The organism is Streptomyces bathyalis (assembly GCF_015910445.1).
Classification (GTDB): domain Bacteria; phylum Actinomycetota; class Actinomycetes; order Streptomycetales; family Streptomycetaceae; genus Streptomyces; species Streptomyces bathyalis.
In genome coordinates this window covers 1,364,212-1,388,308 of record NZ_CP048882.1, presented here as the reverse complement: position 1 = coordinate 1,388,308, position 24,097 = coordinate 1,364,212, and the positions used below count along the sequence as shown (strand labels likewise).

General features: G+C 73.3%; 4 protein-coding genes. All 4 read left to right on the top strand.

Annotation, left to right across the window (positions count from 1 at the left end):
- The first annotated feature begins 38 nt into the window (after window positions 1-38).
- From G4Z16_RS06005 to G4Z16_RS05990, 4 genes are read left to right on the top strand one after another with little or no spacing between them, the layout of a single operon-like run.
- Window positions 39-5,777: a condensation domain-containing protein gene (locus G4Z16_RS06005; protein ID WP_197349567.1), complete on the top strand. Its 5,739-nt coding sequence runs from the start codon at window positions 39-41 to the stop codon at window positions 5,775-5,777.
- Between the two features lie 37 nt (window positions 5,778-5,814).
- Window positions 5,815-6,822 (top strand): 3-hydroxyacyl-CoA dehydrogenase family protein, encoded by a 1,008-nt coding sequence (locus tag G4Z16_RS06000; RefSeq protein WP_246530698.1) that lies wholly within the window; start codon window positions 5,815-5,817, stop codon window positions 6,820-6,822.
- Complete coding sequence (locus G4Z16_RS05995; RefSeq protein ID WP_197349566.1) at window positions 6,815-14,143, top strand: non-ribosomal peptide synthetase; 7,329 nt, start codon at window positions 6,815-6,817, stop codon at window positions 14,141-14,143. The genes G4Z16_RS06000 and G4Z16_RS05995 overlap by 8 nt, the downstream gene beginning before the upstream one ends.
- 25 nt (window positions 14,144-14,168) lie before the next feature.
- The gene (locus G4Z16_RS05990) at window positions 14,169-24,011 is read left to right on the top strand and encodes a non-ribosomal peptide synthetase (RefSeq protein ID WP_197349565.1); all 9,843 of its coding nucleotides are present in this window, start codon (window positions 14,169-14,171) and stop codon (window positions 24,009-24,011) included.
- Window positions 24,012-24,097: the final 86 nt, after the last annotated feature.

The window sequence follows — 24,097 nt, the reverse complement described above, 5'->3', positions numbered from 1 at the left end:
GGGTTGCCCGTGACCCGGCCGGTGCCGGTGAGCTGTCCATGAACGGAAAGGCGGGAGAGATCGGGATGAGCGGGACGGTCAGCGCGACAAGCGGACGCGCCGGCATCGCGGTGATCGGGATATCCACCCGTTTCCCGCAGGCCGACACCCTCACCAGGTTCCGTGCGAACCTGCGCGCCGGCCGCGACTCGGTGCGTGCCATGCCGCGCGAACGTATCGAGGCGAGCTGCCAGGACCCCGCCGCCGGCTATCCGCACCAGGGGTACCTGGACCGCATCGACCTGTTCGACCACGAGTTCTTCGGGCTGTCGCGGCGCGAGGCGGAGGTGACCGACCCCCAGCACCGGCTGGCGCTGCAACTCACCCGCGAGGCCCTGGAGAACGCCGGATACGCGGCATCGCGGATGCGCGACTCACGTACGGCCGTCATCTTCAGCTCGCCCAGCAACGGCTACGCGCCGCTGGTGCGGGAAGTCGGCACCCTCAGCATGATCGGGAACATCCCGTGCGGCCTGCCCGCCCGTGTCTCACACCTGTTCGGGCTCACCGGCCCCTGCTACGGCGTGGACACCGGATGCAACGGATCGCTCGTCGCCGTGCACCAGGCTTCACGTGAACTGCGCGACGGCGACGCCGACTTCGCCGTCGCCGGCGGAGTGAGCGTACGTCACGTGGTGCCGCCCGCGGCCACGGTCGGTGCCTTTCCCGGCATAGCCTCCCCGACGGCCAAGTGCCGCGCCTTCGACGAGCGGGCCGACGGCGCCGCGAGCGGCGAGGGCGGAGCCGTACTGCTGCTCACCACTTTGGAACGGGCCCTGGAGGAGGGCGCGTTCATCCACGCGGTGATCCGCGGAAGCGCGGTCGTGCACAACGGGCGGCACTCCGCGACCATCGCCACGCCCAGCGCGAGGTCACAGGCCGAGGTGATCAGGAAGGCGTGGCAGAACGCCGGCGTGGACATCGCGACCGCCGGCTATGTCGAGGCGCACGGATCAGGCACCCGCCTGGGCGACGCAGTCGAGGTGGAAGGGCTGGCTCTCGCCCGCTCCGGAGCCGCGGGGGCCTCCGGGGATCTGCCGGTCGGCTCCGTGAAGACCAACCTCGGGCACCTGGACCATGCGGCCGGGATCGCCGGCCTCGTCAAGACGGTGCTGAGCGTGCGGCACGCCGAGCTGTACCCGACGCTGCACTTCACGCGCCCGGCCGCGGACGTCGACCTCCGGGCCGCACGGCTCGACGTGGTGACGTCGGGGCGGGCCTGGAAGGCCGACGTGCGCAGAGCGGGCGTCAGCTCCTTCAGCCTCGGTGGCATCAACGCGCACTGCGTGGTCGAGCAGCCGCCCGCGGCGGCCGAGCGGGAGACGCCCTGCGGAGAGCAGCCGCAACTGATCGGCGTCTCGGCGCGCAGCGCCGACGACCTGGTGACGCTGTGCGAGCGGCTGTCGCTCGAACTGCGCGACGCGCCATGGTCGTTGGCCGACGTCGCGAGGACGCTGAACGAAGGCAGGGACCATCACGGGCACCGAATGGGCGTGGTGGCGCGTACGGTCGCGGACCTGGCGCTGAAACTGGCCGCCCAGGTCACCTGGCGGCGATTGGAGGCTTCTTCCCCTGCCTTCGGCGGGGAGGCCCCTGCCGGCTCCGACGCGGAGACACCGAGGCCTGTGGGGGGCGGTCCCGTCGGGGCGCCCCGCGTCGTACTGCTGCTCTCCGGCGACGCCACCGGAGCACCGGCCGGTGAGGGCGCGCCGCTGCCCGACCGGCTGCCCCTGCCCGCCGGCCCCGCCGCACGGGTACGTGCCCAACTCGCCGCGCACGAACGGCTCAAGGAGACCGGGGTGCGTGTGGACGGGCTCATCAGCTCCGGCGCCTCGCGCTACGCGGTGCGGCATCTGCAGGACAGACTGACGGCCGCCGACACGCAGGCGCTCACGAGGGCGACGAACGAGTGGACCGGCGACGGCGAGAGTGACGGCGACGAGGGCGGCCCCTTCGGGGGCCCGCTCCGGCGCGACCGGCTCCATGCCGCCGTGGAGGAACAACTCGCCTCCGGGCCGGTGGTGTTCGTCGAGCTCGCCGCCCGGGGTGAGATCAGCGACCAGCTCGCCGAGCACCTCTACGGGCGCACCGACGCCCGGGTCATCACCCTCGGGGACGGCCCCGAGGACGTGCTGGCGGCGCTGTGCCGGCTCTATGAGGCCCAAGTCGCCCTCGACTGGACGGCGTTGAGGCCGAAGGACCGTGCGTCTGAACCCCGCAGGGTCCCGCTGCCGGGGCATCCGTTCCGTGGTGTCCGCTGCTGGGCGCGCCCGCTGGGCGACGTCGTCCGCTTCGACCTCCCCGAACCCGCACCGCAGGAGCCCCGGGCAGGTCAGGAGCAGCCGCCTGCGTCCGTCCCCGCTCCGGGAGAGCGAGCGCCCGCAACGGCGCCGGTGCCCGCGCCGGCGGCCGGGGCGTCGGAGCCTTCGGGCGGCGCGCCCGAAGCGGCTGTGCCGAAACCGGCCGAAACGGCGGGACCGACCGTACCGGCCGCAACGGCGGGACCGACCGAATCGCCCAAGTCCGAACCGGTCGAGCCGCCCGCCGAGCCCGATCCGGTCGCCGCGTCCGCTCCGCACGGACCGCGGGCGGACGTGCTGCCATGGCTGCGCCGGACCCTCGCCGGACTGCTCTACGCGGACGAAGTGGCCCCGGACGCCGACTACTTCTCCATCGGCGGCAACTCCGTCATCGCCCTGCAGCTCATCGAGCGCGTGCTCAGCCGGTACGGCGCCTCCCTCAAGCTCGTCGACATCTACGCCCACCCGCTCGTGTCGGACCTCGCCTCCGCCGTCGCCGACCGCATGCCGCAACCGGCGGGCGAAGCGGGCGGGCACCTCACGACTCGCGACGGCTCCGCAGCCGAACCGGGCACCTCCCCGTCGCCCGCGGCGGCTTCCGCGTCCGCCTCCGCGGCTGCTTCTCGCTCCGCCTCCGCCGACATGCACAGACTGCCGCCGGTCCGCCCGGGCCAGGAACCGACGCTCTCCTACGGGCAGGAGCGCATGTGGTTCCACCACCAGCTCGATCCGGGCACGACCCTCTACAACCTGCCCGGCGCCTCCCGGCTGCGTGGCGAGCCGGACCTCGAAGCGCTGCGGCTCGCATGGGAGGACCTCGCCCAGCGGCACGAGGTACTCCGTTCCAACTTCGCCGAGGCCGACGGCCGTCCGCAGCTGGTCGTACGTCCCGAACTCGGCGACTTCTTCCGCGTGCTGGACGTCTCGGGCGAACCGGACCCGGAGGCGGCGGCCCGCGCCGCCGTGCAGAAGGAGACCCACTGGGTCTTCGACGTGGCCCGCGACCCGCTGGTCCGGGTCACGGTCGTACGCATCGCACCCGGTGACTACCTCTTCTGCTGGACCATGCACCACGGCGTGAACGACGGCTGGGCCCCGCAGATCCTCATGGGCGAACTGCTCCAGTTCTACGAGGCCCGCTGCGAGGGCCGCGTACACCGGCCCGAGCCGCTGCCCGTGCAGTACAGGGACTATGCCCGGTGGCAGCGCGACCTGCTGGAGGGCTCGCTGCTCGACGGCGAACTGGACTACTGGCGCGAGCAGTTGCATGACCCGCCCGCCCTGGAACTGCCCACCGACCGGCCGCGAGCCGCACGCATGGACTTCGCCGGCGCCACGTACGGCTTCACCGTCCCCGCCGAACTCGTCCGCAAGCTGCGGGCGTTGGGCAGTGCCGAGACGGCCACCCTCTTCATGGTGATCCTCACCGGGCTCAACGTGCTGCTCTCCCGCTGGTCGGGCCAGCGGGACATCGTGGTCGGCACGCCCACCGTCGGCCGCAGCAGGCCCGAACTGTGGGGGCTGCTCGGCTTCTTCAACAACACCATCGCCCTGCGCTCGGACCTCTCGGGCGACGCCACCTTCCGCGAACTGCTCCGCCGCGTACGGGCCGTCGTGCTGGGAGCGATGGAGAACCAGGAGATCCCGTTCGACAGGGTCGTACGGGAGGTCGCACCGGACCGCGACCCGAGCCGGAACCCGATCTTCGACGTGATGTACGTGCATCAGACGCTGCCGCCCCACTTCTCCTTCGGCGAGAGCACGTTCAACCCCGGGCGTCCCGGCGGCGTGGAGGACGAGACGCCGCTGTTCCCCGGACTGCCGCCGGGCACGGCCAAGTTCGACCTGACGATGGTCGTCGCGGAACGTCCGGACGTCGAAGAGCTGGAGGTCGCCCTGGAGTACAGCACCCAGCTCTTCGACGCCGGGACCGTCACCGCGATGACCCGGGCCCTGCTGGACCTGCTGCGGGCCGCCGCCGACGACGCGGACACCGACCACCGGGAGCTGCCCGCCGGTCCGCCCGAGGAGGGGGAGCGCGGCGGCACCGCCCGGACACCCGCCTCAGCCCCAGCCACAGCCCTGGCGCCCACTCCACCTTCCTCCGACGCCGTCTCCGCCTGCCTGCGGCTGCGCGGCGACGTCGACGCGGAGGTACTGCGAGCGGCGTTCGACGATCTGACGGAGCGGCACGACGTCCTGCGGACCCGCTTCCCGGTCCCGACCGGGCAGACGCTCTCCCCGTTCGCGCGGGACGGCGCCGCCGGCTTCTTCAGCGCGTTGGACGTCTCCGGCCGTACGGACCCGAAGGCGGCCGCGCGTGACCTGGCAGCCGCGCACGGCCGTACTGCCATCGACCCGGCAACGGGCTCCCCGCTGAGGGCGCTGCTGATGACGACGGGCACCGCCGACCACATCCTCGTGGTCACCACGCACCGTGAGGTCTACGACGGTGCGCAGCCCGGCGTGTTCTTCGGCGACCTGCTCTCCTTCTACGCCGTCCGCTCGGGCGGCGTGCCGCCGGAGCCCGCCGCGCTCCCCGTCACCTACAACGACTATGCGCGGTGGCAGCGCAGCCTGCGCGCCGACGGACTGCTGGACGGTCAACTCGCCTACTGGCACGAGAGACTGGCCTCGCTCAAGGCCTTCGAGGCGCCCGCCGACAGGCCGCGGCCCATGCGCGGTACGCACGCGAGCGCGTCCCACGGCTTCCGCATCCCGGCGCCGCTGGCAGCTGAGCTGATCCGCAGCGGCGCACGGGAGCGGCTCCTCGCCGGTATCGCGACGCTGCTGTCCCTCCGCTCAGGTGCGGACGAGGTGGTCATCGGCCTCACCGAGGCTGCCCCCGACACCGATTCGCCGCGCCCGGAGGGTTCAGGCGCGGACCGTCCACCTCTCGGTGAACTCGTCGGCCCGTTCGCCAACCCCCTTGCTCTGCGCATCGATTCCTGCGACGAGCCCGGCTTCGACGCCCTCACCGCCCGCGTCCGCGCAGTGATCGCAGCCGCCGAGGCCCGCGCTGACGTGCCGTTCGAGGACGTCGTACGGGCCCTGCGGCTGCCGCGGCAGCCGGGGCGGGCGCCGCTCTTCGACGTCACCTACGCCCACCACGCGCTGCCGGAGGACCTCGGCTCCGCGTCGGGTCTCGACGTGCGGGGAGTGACGTGGCCCGGCTCGGGCGCCGCCCGGCTGATGGTCCCCGCGGAGGCCGCCCCGAACCGGCACGACCTGGCGTGGTCGGTGCTGGAGGGGCCCGGCCCCGGCTCGCTGAACGTCTCCGTGGACTACCGCACGGAGCTGTTCGACGCCGGGACCGTTGCAGCCATGGCCGACGGCCTCGTCACGCTGCTGCGGCTCGGACTGCGCGAACCCGCCGTACCGCTCAGCGAGTTGTGGCCCGCCGCCGCGTCCCCGCACGCCGGGCCGCACGCCCGCTGACCCCCGAACGGAACGGACCGAAGGAGGCCACGCGACAGTGGGCGAACGCAAGGACATCGAGCCGGCAGCACCGGAAGGCCCGGTTGTGGGGGTCGTCGGCGCCGGCACCATGGGCGCCGGAGTGGCCCAGTGCTTCGCACAGGCCGGCCATCGCGTCGTGGTCGTCGACCCCGACGCGGAGGCGCGCCGGGGCGGTGCGGCGAGGCTGCGGGCAGGGCTGCGGCTGAAGAGCCTGCTGCGCGGCGGACAGACCGGCGGTGCGCGGCAGCGGAACGCTCCTCGGGACGGCGGCGGCGACGCGGCAGGACCGGCACGTCCCGGTCAGCGGGCGGAGCCGAGCGGCCCCGCCGCCGCGGTGCGGCTCGTGGAGTTCTCCGCGGAGCTGTCCGATCTGGCGCAGGCGTCCTTCGTCGTCGAGTGCGCGCGCGAGCGGGAGCCGCTCAAGGAGGAGATCCTGCGGGCCCTCGACGAGCTGTGCCCGCAGGAGACGGTCTTCGCGTCGTGCACGTCGGCCATCCCCGTCGCCCGTCTCGGGTCCTTCACCGGCCGTCCCGACCGGGTCGTCGGCACGCACTTCATGAACCCCGCACCGCTCAAGGACGCCGTAGAGGTGGCGCGTTCACCGCACACGAGCGAAGACACCCTCGCGCGCACGCTGCGCCTCCTGGAGGGCATCGGCAAGAAGCCCCTCGTCGTGGGCGACGGACCCGGGTTTGTGACCAACCGTGTCCTGATGCTGACCGTCAACGAGGCGGCGTACGTGCTCCACGAGGGAACCGCGGACGCCGAGACCGTCGACCGCGTCTTCCAGGAGTGCTTCGGCCACCCGATGGGGCCGCTGCGCACCGGCGACCTCATCGGACTCGACACCGTCGTCGACACCCTCGACGTGCTCCGGGAGCACACCGGCGACGAACGCTTCCAGCCGTGCCCCCTGCTGGCGAAGCTCGTCGCCGACGGCAGCGTCGGCCGCAAGGCCGGCCGGGGTTTCCACACCTATCCCAGCAGCCCGCTCGTCCCACGGGGAGAAACCAGCCATGGCTGACCACCACACCGCGCGCGTCCCGATGTCACCGGCCGGGCGGGAGATCTGGCGCCGTACGCCGGACGCCGCCGCCGGATGCGCCGGCCGGTGCGTCGCCGAAGTCGTCGAGATACGCGGCCCGTTGGACACCGCGCTGTTCGAGGACGCGGTGCGCACGGTGACGGGGGAGAGCGAGGCGCTGCGCCTGCGCATCGCGGAGAACGCCGCCACACAGGGGGACGCCAACGGCCCCCAGCTCGCTGAAGCACCCGGCGGAGCGAACGGCCAGGGGCACGGCGGTGCGAACGGCGAGGGGCACGGCGGTGCGCGGCACGGGGAAGAGCCGCCGGACCTGGAGGCCGACGGCGGCTTTCCACTGCCGCTGGTCGACGTCAGTGCCGAGGCGGACCCCGTGGCGGCGGCGGAGGAGTGGGAACGTGCCGAACTGGCACGGCCGTTGGAGCCGCAAGGCGCACTGTCGGGCCAGGCGCTCATCCGCCTCGCGGGCGACCGCTTCCGCTGGTTCCACCGCCATCACCCCTCCGTGCTGGACGCCTTCGGCTGCGCCCTGGTCACCCGTCGCGTCGCCGAGGTGTACACGGCACGTAAGGAGGGCTGGCCGCACGAGGACGACAGGCTCGTACCGCTTTCGGCCCTGGACGCGGAGGACGCCGAGTACCGGGCCTCCCAAGTGCCCGACGAGGACCGCGACTTCTGGCTGAGCAGGTACGCCGGCCGGCCCGAGCCGCTCTCGCTCGCCACCGGCCCGCAGGTTGCCGACCGGGCGGCCTTCTCCTCGCCCAGCCACGCGCGCTCACGCACCGTAGCCCTCACCGCGGAGGCGAGCGCACGCGTACGGGACGCGACCCGGCACACCGGCACCGACCCCGGCGCGGTGCTGCTGGCCGCCGTGGCGGCGTACGTGCACCGGCTCACCGGCGGCACGGACGTGGTGCTCGGCCTGCCCGTCGACGGCCGCACCAGCCGCTCCTCCCGGCGGGTCCCGGGCGCGGCCGGGGACGTGGCGGCGCTGCGGGCGACCGTGGCGCCGGGGACCGCCTTCACCCGGCTCGTACGGGAAGTCGCGCTGGAGAGCCGCCGCGTCCGGCGCCATCAGCGGTTCCGGCACGAGGAGTTGTGCGACCGGCTCGGTGTCTCGGGTCGGGGCGGCGGCCTGTACGGACCGGTCGTCGACGTGCGCACGGCGGCGCACGAGATCCGCTTCGGCGACCACCCGGCCTCCGTGCGGCGCACCGGCGCCGAAGAAGCGGGGGAACTGCGCGTCGTCATCGACGAGGACCCCGCCGACCGCACCCTCGGCATCACCTTCACCGGCGCGGCCGACCGCTACACGGCTGCCGAACTCGACGCGCACAGGGCGCGGTTCGAGCGTCTCCTGGCGGCGGCAGCCGACGCTCCCGAGCGCCCGGTGGGCGCCCTGGACCTGCTGGACCCCGGTGAGCGGCGGACGGTGCTGTCCTGGGCGCAGGGCGGCGGGACGGCGCCTTCGGCGCAGGGAGGCCTGCTGCCCGCCCTGTTCGAGGAGGCGGCTGCCCGGCACGCGGACGCGGTGGCCTTGACCGACCGTTCGGGCAGCCTCACCTACCGGGAACTCGACGAGCGCGCCAACAGGCTGGCCCGTCTGCTCGTTGAACGCGGTGCGGGCCCCGAACGCGTCGTGGGCCTGATGCTGCCCCGTTCCGCCGGGACCGTCGTCGCGATGCTCGCGGTGCTGAAGGCCGGTGCCGCATACCTGCCGCTCGACCCCGCCTACCCGGTGGAGCGGCTGCGCTTCATGGTCCGCGACGCACGCCCTTCCTGTGTTCTGACCGACGCCGCCGGAGCGGACCGCGACGTCGCCGGAGCCTCGCTGATCGTCCTCGACGACGCCCGTACCGCGCAGGAGCTGGAGCGCCGTTCGCCGGCACCGCTGACCGACGCCGACCGTGCCGCACCGCTGCTGCCCTCGCACCCCGCGTACGTCATCTACACCTCCGGTTCCAGCGGAACCCCCAAGGGCGTCGTCGTCGCGCACGGCAACGTGAGCGCGCTGATCGCCTGGGCGAGGGACGAGTTCGGCCCCGGCGTGCTCCAACACACGCTTGCCGCCACGTCGTTCAGCTTCGACGTGTCGGTGGCCGAGATCTTCCCGGCGCTTACGACGGGCGGCCGGGTCGAAGTGGTCAGGGACCTGCTGGCGCTGCTGGACGGTGACCCGCCGTGCTGGTCCGGCGGGCTGGTGTGCGCGATCCCCTCGGTACTGGCCAAGCTCACCGAGTACGGAGGGCTCGACCTGTCCGCCTCGGCGCTGTCGATGGCCGGCGAGGCGCTTCCCGTCTCCCTCGCCGAGCGCGTGCGCAAGACGATGCCCGGCACCCGGCTGCTCAACGTGTACGGGCCCACCGAGGCGACCGTGTACGCGACCGCGTGGGCCGACGGGTCCACACCGGACGGTGTCACGCCGCCGATCGGGCGGCCTCTCGGCCACGTACGCACCTATGTGCTCGACGGGTCGCTGCAGCCGGTGGAGCCGGGCAGGCCCGGCGAGCTCTACCTGGCGGGTGCGGGGCTGGCACGCGGCTATCTGCGCCGGCCGGGACTGAGCGCCGAACACTTCGTGGCTGACCCGTTCGGCCCGCCCGGCGAGCGCATGTACCGCACCGGTGATCTCGTGCGATGGCTGGAGGACGGGCAGCTCGACTTCCTCGGGCGGATCGACGGACAGGTCAAGTTCCGTGGATTCCGCATCGAGTTGGGTGAAGTCGAATCCGTGCTCGGCCGCCACGACGGGGTGGCCGAGGCGGTGTGCGCAGTGCGCGAGGACACCGAGGGCGAGCAGAGGCTGACTGCCTACGTCGTGCCGTCCGCGGACGGGAGCGGGAACGCTGAGCCCGAGGCGCTGCGGGAGTGGCTCGCCGAACGGCTTCCGGCGTACCTCGTCCCCGGCGCCGTCACGGTGCTCACGGAGCTGCCCCGTACGCCCAGCGGCAAGCTCGACCGCGAGGCGCTGCCCGTGCCGGGCCCGCTCTCCGGCGCGGCCGAGCGAGCTGTACGGCCCGAGCAGCCCGAGCCCGAGTTCGCGCCCGCCCCACCGACGGAGCCCGTGGCCCCCGCCGAGGCCTCCGCCCCGGCGGAAGCCCCCGCCTCCGCCGACGCGCCCATGCCTCCGGCGGCGCCGGAGACCGCAGCCGCGCCGCCCGCCGAGCCCGCCGCCGCGGCCCCCGCTGCTGTGACGGAACCCGTCGCCGCGACGGAACCCGCCGAGTCACGCGAGGACGTCGTCGCCGACGTCTTCGCCTCGGTGCTGCGGCTTCCCGAAGTCGCCCCGGACGACAGCTTCTTCGACCTCGGCGGCGACAGCATCGTCTCCATCCAGCTGGTGAGCCAGCTGCGGAAGGCGGGGCTGGTGCTCACCCCGCAGGACGTCTTCGAGCACAAGACCGTCAGGGCACTCGCGTCCGTGGCGCGCGAGACCGGGCGGGGTGCGGACGGCGGCGAGACCACGTCCGGCGTCGGCGAGGTGCCGCTCACCCCGATCGTGCACTGGCTGCGCGAACTCGACGGCCCCGTCGACGGGTTCCACCAGGCCGTCCTGCTCCAGGTGCCCGGCGGTCTGCGCCAGGACGTACTGACGAAGGCCGTACAAGTCCTCTTCGACCACCACGACGCACTGCGGCTGCGACTGGAGACGTCCGGCAAGGAGTGGCGGCTCGTGGTGCGCCCGCCCGGCTCGGTGCCCGCGGCCTCCTGCATACGCCGCATCGACGTCCCGGAATCGGGCGGCGACCTGGCCGGCGCGATCGGCCGGGAGGCGGCCAGGGCCAAGGAGGAACTGGACGTCCAGGCAGGCACGATGGTGCGGGTCCTGTGGTTCGACGCCGGAGCGGAGGCACCCGGCCGGCTGATGTTCATGGGACACCACCTGTCCGTCGACGGAGTGTCCTGGCGCATCATCGTGCCCGACCTGTCCTCCGCGTACGAGGCCCTGGAATCCGGCAGGGAGCCCCGGCTCCAGCCCGTCGAGACCCCGCTCCGGCACTGGGGACGTGCCCTGTCCGCGCAGGCGAAGGAGGAGCAACGCCTCGCCGAACTGCCGCTGTGGACCGGGATGCTCGCCACGCACGGGCCGCAGCTCGCGAACCGTCCGCTCGATCCTGCGCGCGACACCACGGGCCGCGCGCGTTCACATGTGCTGACGTACGGGGCGGAGCGCGCCCGGCACCTCTTCACCACCATCCCGTCGGCGTTCCACTGCGAGATCAACGACGTCCTGCTCACCGCTCTCGCGCTTGCCGTGCGGCGCTGCCTCGGCACCGAAGGCGAGAGCGACGTGCTCATCGACGTGGAGGGCCACGGCCGTGAGCCCGTCGTACCGGGCGCCGATCTCTCCCGAACCGTCGGCTGGTTCACCAGCATGTATCCGGTGCGGCTCGCGCCCGGCACGGTGGCTCCGCGCGACGGGCAGGGTTACTTGCAGGAGCTGGGGCGTGCCCTGCGGCGCGTCAAGGAGCAGCTGCGCGCCATCCCGGACAAGGGCATCGGCTTCGGCCTGCTGCGTTATCTGAACCCGGAGACGTCGGCGGCGCTCGCCGCCGCGCCCCCCAGGCACATCGGGTTCAACTACTTCGGGCGGTTCCTGCTGCCCGCCGCGGAGGGCGAGCGCGACTGGGCGCCGGCACCGGAGACCGCGATGAGCGCCGGAGCGGACGCGGACATGCCGCTGACGCACCCGCTCTCCATCAACGCGCTGACGCAGGACGCCGAGGACGGCACCGAACTGGCCGTGTCGTTCGTGTGGCCGGAGGGCGTCGTCGACGACGAGGCCGTACGGGCCCTGGCGGACGCCTGGTTCGAGATCCTCGACTCGCTCGCCGAGTACGCGGCGCAGCCCGGCGCCGGCGGACGCACACCCTCGGACTTCCCGCTGGTGAGCCTCGACCAGGACGAGATCGACGAGCTGGAGGATGCACACCCGGACCTTGAGGAGATCCTTCCGCTCTCCCCGCTGCAGCAGGGCATGCTCTACCACGTGCTGCTGGGCGCACTCGCCGACGACGGCGACGACGGCGAGCACGGAGACTCCGCTGACGAGACGAGGAACAACCTCTACACGGTGCAGCTGGCGCTCGACCTGGAGGGCACCCTGGACGCCCGGCTGATGCGGGACGCCGCCCAGGCGCTGCTGCAGCGTCACGGCAATCTGCGCGCGGCCTTCGTGCACGACGGCATGCGCCAGCCCGTACAGGTGATCTGCGGCGATGCCGAACTCCCCTGGCGGGTGGCGGACTTGAGCGGCTTCACGGGGGAGCGGCTGGAGACGGAGTCGCATCGGATGATGCGCTCCGAGCGTGGCCGCCCCTTCGATCCGGCACGCCCGCCGATGGTGCGCATGATGCTGCTCACGACCGGCGTGAACCGCTGGAAGCTGGTGATGACCACGCATCACATCCTGCTGGACGGCTGGTCGTTGCCCGTCCTCGTGCGGGAGCTGTTCGCGCTCTACCGCAAGGCCGTCGGCGCAACAGGTGGCGGCGACGAGGACCTGCCGGCGATCAGGCCGTTCCGCGAATACCTCGCCTGGCTGGAGAACGTCGAGGGGGACGAGGCGGAAGCCGCGTGGCGTGACGCGCTGTCGGGCCTGGCCACCACCACGCGGCTCGCCCCGGAGGAGGACGGCCGGCAGCCGCTGCCCGCGGCACACGTGGCCGTCGAACTGACCGAGGAGACCACGACGGCGCTGGTCGAGATGGCCCGCCGCCACGGAGTCACGCTCAACACGGTTCTGCAGACGTGCTGGGGAGTGCTGCTGGGCCTGGAGACGGGCAACGAGGACGTGGTCTTCGGGTCCGTGGTCTCGGGCCGGCCTGCCGAACTCCCGGGCGTGGAGACGATGGTGGGGCTGTTCATCAACACCGTCCCGACCCGGGTGCGGATGGTCCCGGACGAGTCGCTGGGCACGCTGCTCGTACGGATCCAGCAGGAGCAGACCCGGCTGATGCCGTACCACCACATCGGCCTCGGCGAGATCCGCGGCATCACGAACATGGGCGACATGTTCGACACCGTGATGGCCTTCGAGAACTACCCCGTCGACGGCGTGACGGCGCAGCCGGCACCCGGGCTCACGCTCGCCGGCGCCTCCGGAGACGACGCCCCGCACTATCCGCTCGGCCTCATCGTCTCCGCACGGGGCGAACGCCTCTTCCTGCGCCTGGACTACCGTCCGCACCTTCTCCAGCGGGACCGGGTGGAGGCACTCTCCAGCCGCTTCGTGCAGTTGCTCACGACCGCGGCACACGACCCGGCGAGGCGCGTCGGCGACGCCGGGTCGGGAGACGGAGACGCGGCAGGCGCCGCCGCGCCCGTCGGAGCCGCCACGGGCGTGTCCACGGCCTCCGGCGGGCAGCAGGGCGAGCAGCCGAAGGCTGATCCGGAGCATCCGGAGCATCAGGAGCAGGGCCGGGAGCACGCCGCCAGCGGAATAGGGGTGCTGCTGCCGCTGCGCGACTCCGGCGGCCGGCCGCCGCTGTTCTGCGTACACCCGGCGGCCGGCATCGCCTGGTCGTACGCGGGACTCACCACGTCCCTCGGGGCCGGACAGCCCGTCTACGGGCTCCAGGCACGCGGTCTCGACGGTACGGAGGTGCTGCCGGCCACGATCGGGGAGATGGCGGCGGACTACCTGGCACAGGTGCGCGAGGTGCAGCCGTCCGGCCCGTACCACCTGCTGGGCTGGTCCTTCGGCGGGCTGGTGGCCCACGAGATGGCCGTGCAGCTGCAGAAGAGCGGTGAGCGGGTCGGACTGCTGTCGGTGCTCGACGCCTTCCCCTCGGGACCGGAGGGCGCCTCCGGTGCGCAGACGGCGTCCGGCGCCGGGACACCCGAGGCGGCGGAACCGCCGGCGGACGGCGGCGTGGGCACGGTCCTGGGGCTGCTGCTGGAGTTCTTCGGCTACGACCCGGCCGCGTGGGCCGGTGAGACGCTCACATACCCGAGGTTCCTGGAGATCGCGCGGGACCGCACCGGGCTGCTGGCCACGTTCGACGAGTCGAGGGTCGCCGCGATCTGCCGGATCTTCCTCAACAACGGCACGCTCTCCCGTGCGCACACGCCTGGCCGGTTCGCCGGCGACGCGCTCGTCTTCGCCGCGCAGGAGACCGACGCCCAGCTCGCCTCGGAGCTGTGGCTGCCATATCTGGACGGCGGCAAGCCCGAGGTGCGGACCGTCGGCCACTCGCACGGCGAGATGGGACGCCCGGACGCGCTGGGCGAGATCGGCAAGGTGCTGCTGCCGCGCCTCCAGGGTGACGGTGACGAGACCACGCCCGGTGCCACGCCGTGAGCGGCCCGAGGGGAGCGAGGCCGGCATGAGCGTCGACGCCGTGCAGGACTCCGTGCAGGACTCCGTGCCCCTCACCACCGCCCAGTCCGGCATGTGGATGGGCCAAGCCCTCGCGCCCGCCTCGGCGCGCCACCATGTGGGAATCAGCGTCGAGGTCGGCGGGTCGCTGCACCCGGAGACCTTCGAGGCGGCGTTCCGGCACGTCATAGCGGAAGCCGAAGCGCTGCGGGTTCGGTTCACGGTGGGCGCGGACGGCGAACCGCGCCAGCACACAGGGCCGTTGCCGGAGTGGGGCGTGCCGTACGTCGATCTGAGTGGCGAAGGCCATCCACGCCGCGCCGCGACGGCGTGGATGCGCGCCGACCTGTCGCGCCCCTTCGACCTGGCACGCGGGCCGCTCTTCCGCGGCGCGCTGCTGAGGCTCTCCGGAAGCAGCGTGTGCTGGTACCTGGGAGCACACCACCTCGTACTGGACGGCTTCAGCTCCTCCCTCTTCTCCCGGCGGCTGAGCGACGTGTACGCGGCGATGGAGAGCGGAAAGCCGCCCACGGCAGGGGAGTTCGGGCCGCTGAGGGCACTCCTGGAGGACGAGGCCGCCTACCGTGCGTCGCCCGGTCACCTCGCGGACCGCGGCTTCTGGCTGGGGCGGATGGCCGCCCGTCCCGGCCCCGGTGATCTCGCATGGGCCCCGACGCCGCGCAGCGTCGAAGCGGAGACGCACGCCGCCGCGGACGGACTCGCGCTGCGCCGCAGCGCCGTGCTGCCCCCGGGGGCGTGGCAGGCGGTCCGGGATCAGGCCGGACGGCTCGGCGTGCGATGGCCGGTGCTGGTGACGGCCGCCGCCGCGCTGCACGTGTACGCCCGTACGGCAGGCGGAGACCCCGTACAGGCCGGCGAAGGACGCGGGGGACGCGGCGGGGGAGAGGTGACGCTGGGCCTGCCCGTCACCTCCCGTCCGGGTGAGGCGGTACGCACCGTGCCCGGCATGGCATCCAATGTGCTGCCGCTGAGGCTGACGGTCGACCCGGGCAGGCCGGCAGCCGAACTCGTACACGCCGTGGGCGCCGAGATGAACGCCGCGCTCGCCCATCAGCGCTACCGCTGCGAGGACCTGCGCCGCGACCTCGGACTGACCGGCGGGGGGCGGCTGTTCGGGCTGGCCGTGAACGTGCTGCCCTTCGACTACGGTCGGCTCTTCGCGGGACGGCCGATGGTGATGCGCAACGTCGCGATCGGCCCGGTCGAGGATCTGTCCCTCACCGTCCACCGGGACACCGGCCACGCGTCTGCCACCGTCCCACCGGCCGACGGCGGGACACTGCGCGTCGAACTGGACGCGGACCCGGCCCGGTTCACCGGGGCCGAAGCCGCAGCCGAGGCACGCCGCTTCGTGCATCTGCTGCGCGGGCTCGTCTCCGACCCGGGCCTGCCCGCCGGGCGGATCGACCCTCTGACGGGCGGTGAGCGGCGGCTGTTCGTGCCACGGACCGCCGCTGTGCGGCATGACCGGCGGCCCTCACCGACACTGCCGGATCTGGTCGAGCGCTGGGCCGCGCGTACGCCCCGGGCGGTTGCGGTCACCGCGGGGGAGACCCGGCTGACGTACGGAGAGCTCGACGGGCAGGCCAACCGGCTCGCCCGGTGGCTGATCCGGCACGGCGCGGGCCCTGAGCGCATCGTCGCCGTACTGCTGCCGCGCTCGGCCGGCCTGGTGACCGCGATCCTCGCCGTGGCGAAGACGGGCGCCGCCTTTCTGCCGGTCGACCCCCGCTGGCCCGAAGAGCGCGTCCGTACGATCCTCGCCGACGCACAGCCGGTGCTGACCGTTTCACCGGGCGAACTCGGCCGGGCCGAGGACGAGTTGACGGCCCCGAAACACCCGGAACCGGAACAGCACAGCCAGGAGCATCGCCGGGAGCATCACACGCCTGACGCGACGGTGACCGACGCGGACCGGTGCGCGCCCCTGACTCCGTCGCACGCCGCATACGTCATCTACACCTCGGGTTCCACCGGCCGCCCCAAGGGCGTGGTGGTTCCCCACCGCAGCATCGTGACGCTCCTCGAAGACGCCGCGGCCCCGTTCGGCTTCGGCCCCGACGACGTATGGACCATGTTCCACTCCTGCGCCTTCGACTTCTCCGTCTGGGAGATGTGGGGCGCCCTCGCACACGGCGGGCGCCTGGTCGTCGTCGACCATGACGTGAGCCGCTCGCCCCGCGCCTTTCGTGACCTGCTCGTCAGGGAGAGCGTGACCGTGCTGAACCAGACGCCGTCCGCCTTTCTCGCCCTCGACCGCGCCGACGCAGAAGAACCGCGACGCGGCCGCGAACCGGCCCTGCGACTCGTCGTCTTCGGAGGCGAGGCCCTGCGCCCGGAACTGCTGCGCCCATGGAGCGAGCGGTACGGTGCGTCCGCGCCCGGCATGGTCAACATGTACGGCATCACCGAGACCACCGTGCATGCGACTCAACTGGGCCTGGACGGCCGGTATCTCGCCGAACGCGGCAGCCCCGTCGGCAAGGCCGTATCCGGCACACGCCTCTACGTGCTCGACGCGCGGCTGCGGCCCGTGCCGCCCGGCACGACCGGCGAGCTGTACGTGGCGGGCGCCGGCGTCGCCCGCGGCTATCTCGGACGTCCGGGCCTGACCGCGTCGCGGTTCGTCGCCGATCCGTTCGGGCCGCCCGGTTCGCGGCTCTACCGGTCCGGAGACCTCGCCCGGTGGCGTGCGGACGGCGGACTGGAGTACGCGGGAAGAGCCGACGACCAGATCAAGGTGCGCGGATTCCGCATCGAGCCCGGCGAGATCGAGACCGCCCTGGCCGGCGCCCCCGGTATCGCGCACGCCGTCGTGGCCGCCAGACAGGACGGCGGCGGCGAAGGCGATGCGGACGGAACCCGGCTGGTGGCCTACGTGGTTCCGGGCGCCGCCCGTCAACAGGGCGCCCGTCAACAGGGCGGCGCAGCCGAGCCGTTGGAGGTCGCCGGTGCCGCCCTGCGCGAGTATCTGCGTCTCCGGCTGCCGGAGCATCTCGTGCCGTCCGTGTTCGTACGGCTGGACCGGCTGCCCCTCACGGCCAACGGGAAGCTCGACAGGGCCGCGCTCCCTGCCCTCCCCGCACCGGTTGTACGCACTGCGCGTCACCCCGCGCCGGGGCGGCAGCCGCAGGGCCCGCAGGAGCGCCGACTCGCCGCCCTGTACGCCGAGTTGCTCGGCGTCGGCACCGTCGGCGCGGATGACGGCTTCTTCGATCTCGGCGGCGACAGCCTGCGCGCGGCACGGCTCGTCAGCAGGGTCCGCAGCGAACTGCACGCGGAGATCGACGTACGGGACGTGTTCGAGCACCCGACCGTCGCAGGGCTCGCCGCCCGGCTGCGGACGCGCGCCCCCGCCGTTCCCCTGTCCGCCGCGGACAGGGCCGGAGGGCGGCCGGTGAGCGTCCCGCTGTCGCATGCACAGCGCCGCCTGTGGTTCCAGCAGTCGCTGACCGGGCCGGACGCCTCGTACAACGTACCGCTGGTGCTGCGGATGACCGGCGGACTGGACAGGGACGCCCTGCACACCGCCCTCCTCGATGTGACCGAACGCCATGAGCCGCTGCGCACCGTCGTACGGGCCGGGGCCGCGGGCCCGGAACAGCACGTGCTTCCGGTGGGAGAGGCCCGCGTGTGGCTGCCCGACGCCGAGACCGATGCGGAGCGGCTCGACGAGGAGCTGGGCGCGGCGGCCCGGCACGCCTTCCGGCTGGAGAGCGAACCACCCCTGCGGGCCCAGCTGTTCGTTTCCTGCCCTGGGCGGGGAGACCCCGAGTGCCTTCGGCAGGAGGACCCCAACCGGACCGGCGAACACGTACTGCTTCTGCTGCTGCACCACATCGCCTGCGACGCGGCTTCGCTCGAACCCCTCCTGACCGACCTCGGCACCGCCTACACCGCGCGCCGCGACGGACGTGCGCCGCAGTGGGAGCCGCTGCCCGTCCAGTACGCGGACTACGCGCTGTGGCAGCGCACCGTACTCGGCACAGGGACGGACACGGACACGGGCGAGGGCGCGGGCAGCGGGGGCCCGGCCGGCTGCGGCCTCGAGCACTGGACGCGCGCCCTGGAGGGCCTGCCGCGGCGGATACCGCTGCCCGCCGACCGGGCACCCGACCCCGAGGACGCCGACAGCAGCGGCGACAGCGTCGAGCTGCGCATACCGGCAGACGTGCACGCGCGGCTGGCGGATCTGGCCGCCTCGGAGCAGGCCAGCCTGTTCATGGTGGTGCACGCCGCGCTGGCCGCGCTGCTGACCCGTCTGGGCGCGGGCGACGACATACCCGTCGGCAGCGCCGTGGAGGGGCGGACCGACGCGAGTCTGAACGGCCTCGTCGGCTTCTTCGTCAACACGGTCGTGCTGCGCACGGACACCTCCGGCGCACCCACCTTCCGTGAACTGCTCTCCCGCGTAAGGGAATCGGACCTCGCCGCGTTCGCACACCAGGACGTGCCCTTCGACCTGGTCGTCGAGGCGCTCAACCCCGACCGCAGCGCGCCAGGACAGCCCTTGTTCCAGGTCATGCTGACCCTCACGCAGCCGCCGCCGGAGCACGTCGCACTACCCGGGCTGACGACCACGGTCGGCGCCGCAGGCACCGGCGCCGCCAAGTTCGACCTGTGCCTGAGCCTGTACGAGCACCGCGGTGCGGGCGCCGGCTGTCTGGGACTCGACGGCCGGCTCGAATACCGCAGCGCCCTCTTCGACCACGCCACGGCCGAAGCGATCGGCGGGCGCTTCGAACGGCTGCTTGAGGAGGTGTCCGCCGGTCCGGACACTCCCGTCCCCCGGCTGGACATCCTCGGTGGCGCGGAACGGCGCCGCCTGCTGACGGAATGGGGCACCGCCGTGCCCTTGCCCGGCTCCGCGCACCGCACCGTTCCGCAGCGTTTCGCAGAGCAGGTACGCGCCACACCGGACGCGGTGGCCGTACGCGCATCCGGCTCCGGCGGTCCCTGGGCCCTGACCTACGCCGAGTTGGACGCATGGTCCGGTCAACTCGCCAGGCGGCTCGCCGGATTCGGAGTGGGCGCGGAGACGCCCGTCGCGGTCCTGATGGAGCGGTCGCCGGGCCTCGTCGTGACGCTGCTGGCGATCCTCCGGGCGGGCGGCGCGTACGTACCGCTGGACGCGCGGTCGCCGCGCGCCCGGCAGGAACAGGTCGTCGCCGAGTCGCGGGCGCCGGTGCTCGTCGTCGGCAACGGGCAGGAGAGCGGGGGGAGTTGGCCCGGAGGTCCCCGTGTCGTCGAGGTCCGGGAATTCGGCACTCCGCAGGACGGCGCGACGGCCGGCAGCGGTGGGGCATCGGTGCCCGTGAGCGGTCCGGCCGGCCCGGCCGGTCTGGCGTACGTCATGTACACCTCGGGGTCGACCGGTGTGCCCAAGGGCGTTGCCGTCACACACGCCGACGTCGTCGCCCTCGCGCTCGGGACGGCCCTCGGCGGCCAAGTGAGCACGCCCCGGCGGACGTTGCTGCACTCCCCGCATTCCTTCGACGCCTCCACGTTCGAGATGTGGGCACCGCTGCTGACCGGAGGAGAGGTGGTCGTCGCACCGCCCGGCGAACTGGACGTGGGGACGCTGGAACAGCTCGTCACCGCAGGGCATGTGAACACCCTCTGGCTCACCGCGGGCCTCTTCCAGCTGGTCGCCGAGGAGAACCCGGCGGCTCTCCGTACGCTCGACGAGGTGTGGACCGGTGGCGACGTCGTCTCTCCGCGCGCCGTCCGCGCGGTGCGGGAGCACTGCGCCGGCACCCGCGTGGTCAACGGTTACGGACCGACCGAGACGACGACCTTCGCCACCCGGCACTCCGTCGAGGACACCGACGTGGGCGGGCCCGGGCATGGGCCCGCGCAGGACAGCCCGGCCCCGGACCCGGGGCCGGGCGTGCCCATCGGACTTCCGCTCGACGGCATGCGCGCGTACGTCCTCGACGAGGCCCTGCAGCCCGTACCGGCGGGCGTGGCAGGCGAGTTGTACGTGGCCGGCGCGGGCGTCGCACGCGGCTACCTGGGCCGACCCGGCCTCACCGCGGAACGCTTCGTGGCTGATCCCTTTGGCTCCTTCGGCACCGCCGGAGCGCGCATGTACCGCACCGGCGACCTCGTGCGCTGGCTGCCCGGCGGCGTGCTGGGATTCGTCGGCCGCGCCGACGGCCAGGTGAAGCTGCGCGGCTTCCGCATCGAGACGGAAGAGGTCGAGGCGGTGCTCGCGGGACACGGCGGAGCGGGCCAGGTGGCCGTCGTCGCCCGCGAGCCGCAGCCTGCACAGGATGGGCCGGGCGAGCGGCGTCTGGTCGCCTACCTCGTGCCCGCCGACGGGCGAGCGGTGGACACCGTGGACTGGGACGCCGTACGGGAACACGCCGGACGGCTGCTGCCGGACTACATGATTCCGACCGCGCACGTCGTGCTGGAGCGCCTGCCCCTGACCCGCAACGGCAAGCTCGACCGCGCGGCACTGCCCGCACCCACGCTGCCCGGACCCACACGGCCCGGACCGGACGGCGCCGGTGCGGCCCCGGGCACTGAGCGCGAGCGCGTGCTTTGCGACATCGTCGCCGGACTGCTGCGCCTGCCGTCGGCAGGCGTCACCGACGCCTTCTTCGACCTGGGCGGCGACAGCATCACCGCCATCCAGCTCGTCAGCCGGGCACGCTCCGCCGGGCTGCGCTTCAGCGTGCGCGACGTCTTCAAGCACCCCACGGTCGCTGAACTGGCCGCCGTCGCCCAGGAGATCAAGGGCAAGAGCCCCCGCGCCGGGGCCGCGGGCACGGCCGCACGTGGCACCAGCACGTCCGGTGCGGACGCGGACGTCGCCGGCGAAGCGGACAGCGACAGCGCAGCCACCGGCCCGGCGTCCGTGGCGGAGGCGTGCGGCCCGGTGCCGCTCACCCCGGTCATGCACTGGTGGCGCGAACACGGCGGCGAGACCACGAGGTTCAGCCAGCACATGACGCTGCGCGCTCCGCTCGGTCTGACACGGCACCGGCTGGTCGCGGCGGTGCAGTCGCTGCTCGACCACCACCACGCGCTGCGGCTGCGTTTCGGCGCACCGGAGGGCCCCGGGGAACACGCGGGGCCGTGGACGCTCGAAGTGCCGCCGCCGGGTGCCGTACACGCCGAGGACTGCGTCAAGTACGTCCGTTCGCGCGACGGCGGCGAGCAGGAGAGCAGCCATGGGCAGGCGCTCTCCGAGGCGGTGCGCGCGGCAGAGGACCGACTGGACCCGCGGGCAGGGCGGATGCTCCAGGCCGTCTTCCTCGACCGTGGCCGCGACCACCCGGGACGTGTCGTGCTCGTCGTGCACCACTTCGCCGTCGACGGCGTCTCCTGGCGCATCCTGCTGCCCGACCTGGCCTCCGCGTACGATGCCGTCGCCGCCGGAAAGCGGCCCGAACTGCCGCCCGCCGCAACCTCGTTCAGACAGTGGGCCCGGCTTCTGGCCGGCCAGGGCGAGGAGGGCGCACGCAAGGACGAGACGGCGCTGTGGTCGTCGGCCCTGCCGGGACCCGGCCCGGCGCCGGCGGACACCGCCGCCCGTACGCCCGCGGGAACGGCAACCGGCCCTGCAGGAACGGGCGTTGCGGGAACGGGCCCTGCGGGAACCGGCACCGGCGTGGAGCGGCTGCGTGTGACGATGCCGCCGGGGCGCACGCGTGCACTGCTGACGGAGGTCGGGGCCGCCTTCCACTGCGGGGTGGAGCCCGTACTGCTGACCGGCTTCACGCTCGCCCTGGAGGAGTGGCGCCGCAGACGCGGGCTCGCGCCGGGTGACGTCGTGCTCGACCTGGAGTCGCACGGCCGCCCGGACGGGGACGGTACCGCCGGCGCCGACGGGGACGAAGGTGTCGAACTCTCCCGTACCGTCGGCTGGTTCACCAGCGTCCACCCGGTACGGTTCGAGCCCACAGGATGCGACTGGGGCGACGTGTGGAGCGCGACCCCGGCGCTCGGGCAGGCGCTCAAGCAGGTGAAGGAGCGGCTGCGGGCCGTCCCGGACCGCGGCGTGGGTTACGGAGTCCTGCGGTACCTCGACCCCCGCACGGGACCCGGCCTGGCCGAACTAGGCACCCCGCAGCTCGGGTTCAACTACCTCGGCCGCTTCGGCGCCGCGGACGACGCCGACTGGTCGCCCGCGAACGACGGCGACGGCTTCGCCGGCGCCGAGCACCGCGCGGACAGCGACCAGCGCGACCACGGCGACCAGAGCGACCGAGGTGAGGACCGCGGCGGCACCGGGACGGGGTCCGCCCTGCCCGGCGGACACCTCATCGACGTCAACTCGCTGACGGCGGACGGTCCCGACGGCCCCGTGCTGAGCGCCGAATGGTCCTGGGCCGCAGGGGAGTTCCGTCCCGCGGAGATACGGGAGCTGGCCGACCTGTGGTTCAGCGCCCTGTACGCGCTGACGGCGCATGCGGCCTCACCCGGCGCCGGCGGACGCAGTCCCTCCGACCTGCCACTGACCGGTCTGCGGCAGGAGGAGGTCGACCGGCTGGAGGAGAGCTACCCGGACCTGACGGACGTACTGCCGCTGACGTCGCTCCAACAGGGCCTGGTCTTCCACTCGTTGTTCGCCCCCGGCAGCCCGGACGTCTACCAGGCGCAGATCGTGCTCCGGCTGCGGGACGAGCCGGACGCAGAGGCGATGCGCGCAGCCGCGAGGGCGCTGCTGGAACGCCACCCGAACCTTGGAGCGGCCTTCGTGCACGAGGACTTGCTCCGCCCCGTGCAGGTTCTTCAGCGCGCTGTCGAACCGCCGTGGCGAGAGGCCGACCTGACCGGAGTGGCCGCCGGGCGCCGCGAGGCGGTGATCAGGCGCCTCCTCCACGCGGACCTGCGCCGCCGGTTCACCCTGGACCGGCCGCCGCTGATGCGGTTCAGCCTCTTCCGCTGCGGGGACGACGACCACCGGCTCGTGCTCACCAATCACCATCTGCTGCTCGACGGCTGGTCGATGCCGCTGCTCGTGCGCGAACTCTTCGCCCTGTACGCCGTGCACGCGGGCAGCAGCACGCAGACCGCCCTGCCCGCGGTCACCCCGTACCGCGAACACCTCGCCGTGCTGGCCCGCCTGGACGAGGACGCCGCCCGCGCGGCGTGGCGGGAATCGCTCGCCGGCGTCGATGCCGCGACCAGGCTGACCGGCGGCGAGATCAGCGCCGGAGCAGTGCCCCCGCAGCCGTTGCACATCGTGCTCCCTGACGAGACGGCCGCGGCCCTGCGCCGCACTGCCGCACACGGCGGACTCACCCTCAACAACCTGCTCCTCGCGGCGTGGGCGCTGCTCCTCGCCCGTTCCTGCGGCACCCGGGACGTGCTCTTCGGCACGACCGTCTCCGGACGACGGCCCGAAGTCGCGGGCATGGAATCGATGATCGGCCTGTTCATCAACACCGTTCCGGTACGGCTCACGGTCGATCCGGGGGAGACCGTCCAGGAGCTGCTGGTCCGCTTCCAGCAGGAGCAGGCCCGCATGCTGCCGCACCACCACCTTGGGCTGGGCGACATCCAACGCATCGCGGGACGGCGGGAGTTGTTCGACACCCACGTGGTCTTCGAGAACTACCCGCTGGACCGGTCCGGCCTCGAAGAGCCCGTGCCGGGCCTCCGTGTCGACCGTATCGAGGGCCGGGACGCCGCCCACTACCCGCTCACCCTGGTGGCGTTCGCCGGTGAGGGAGGCCTCGCCCTGCGCTTCGACTACCGTCCCGACGTCCTGGACCGTGCACGAGCCGGGACGGTCGCCGCCGACCTGCAGCGCATCCTCACGGCCGTCGCCTCTGCGGACACCGTGCCGGTGGCGGACCTGCTCCGCGGCTGAGGAGTGCGAGCGGGCGCACGAGGCAGTGCCGCTATCGACGCGATCCTTGGGTAGCCTCGGGGCGGGCGTAGCCCGGTCCGGTCCGT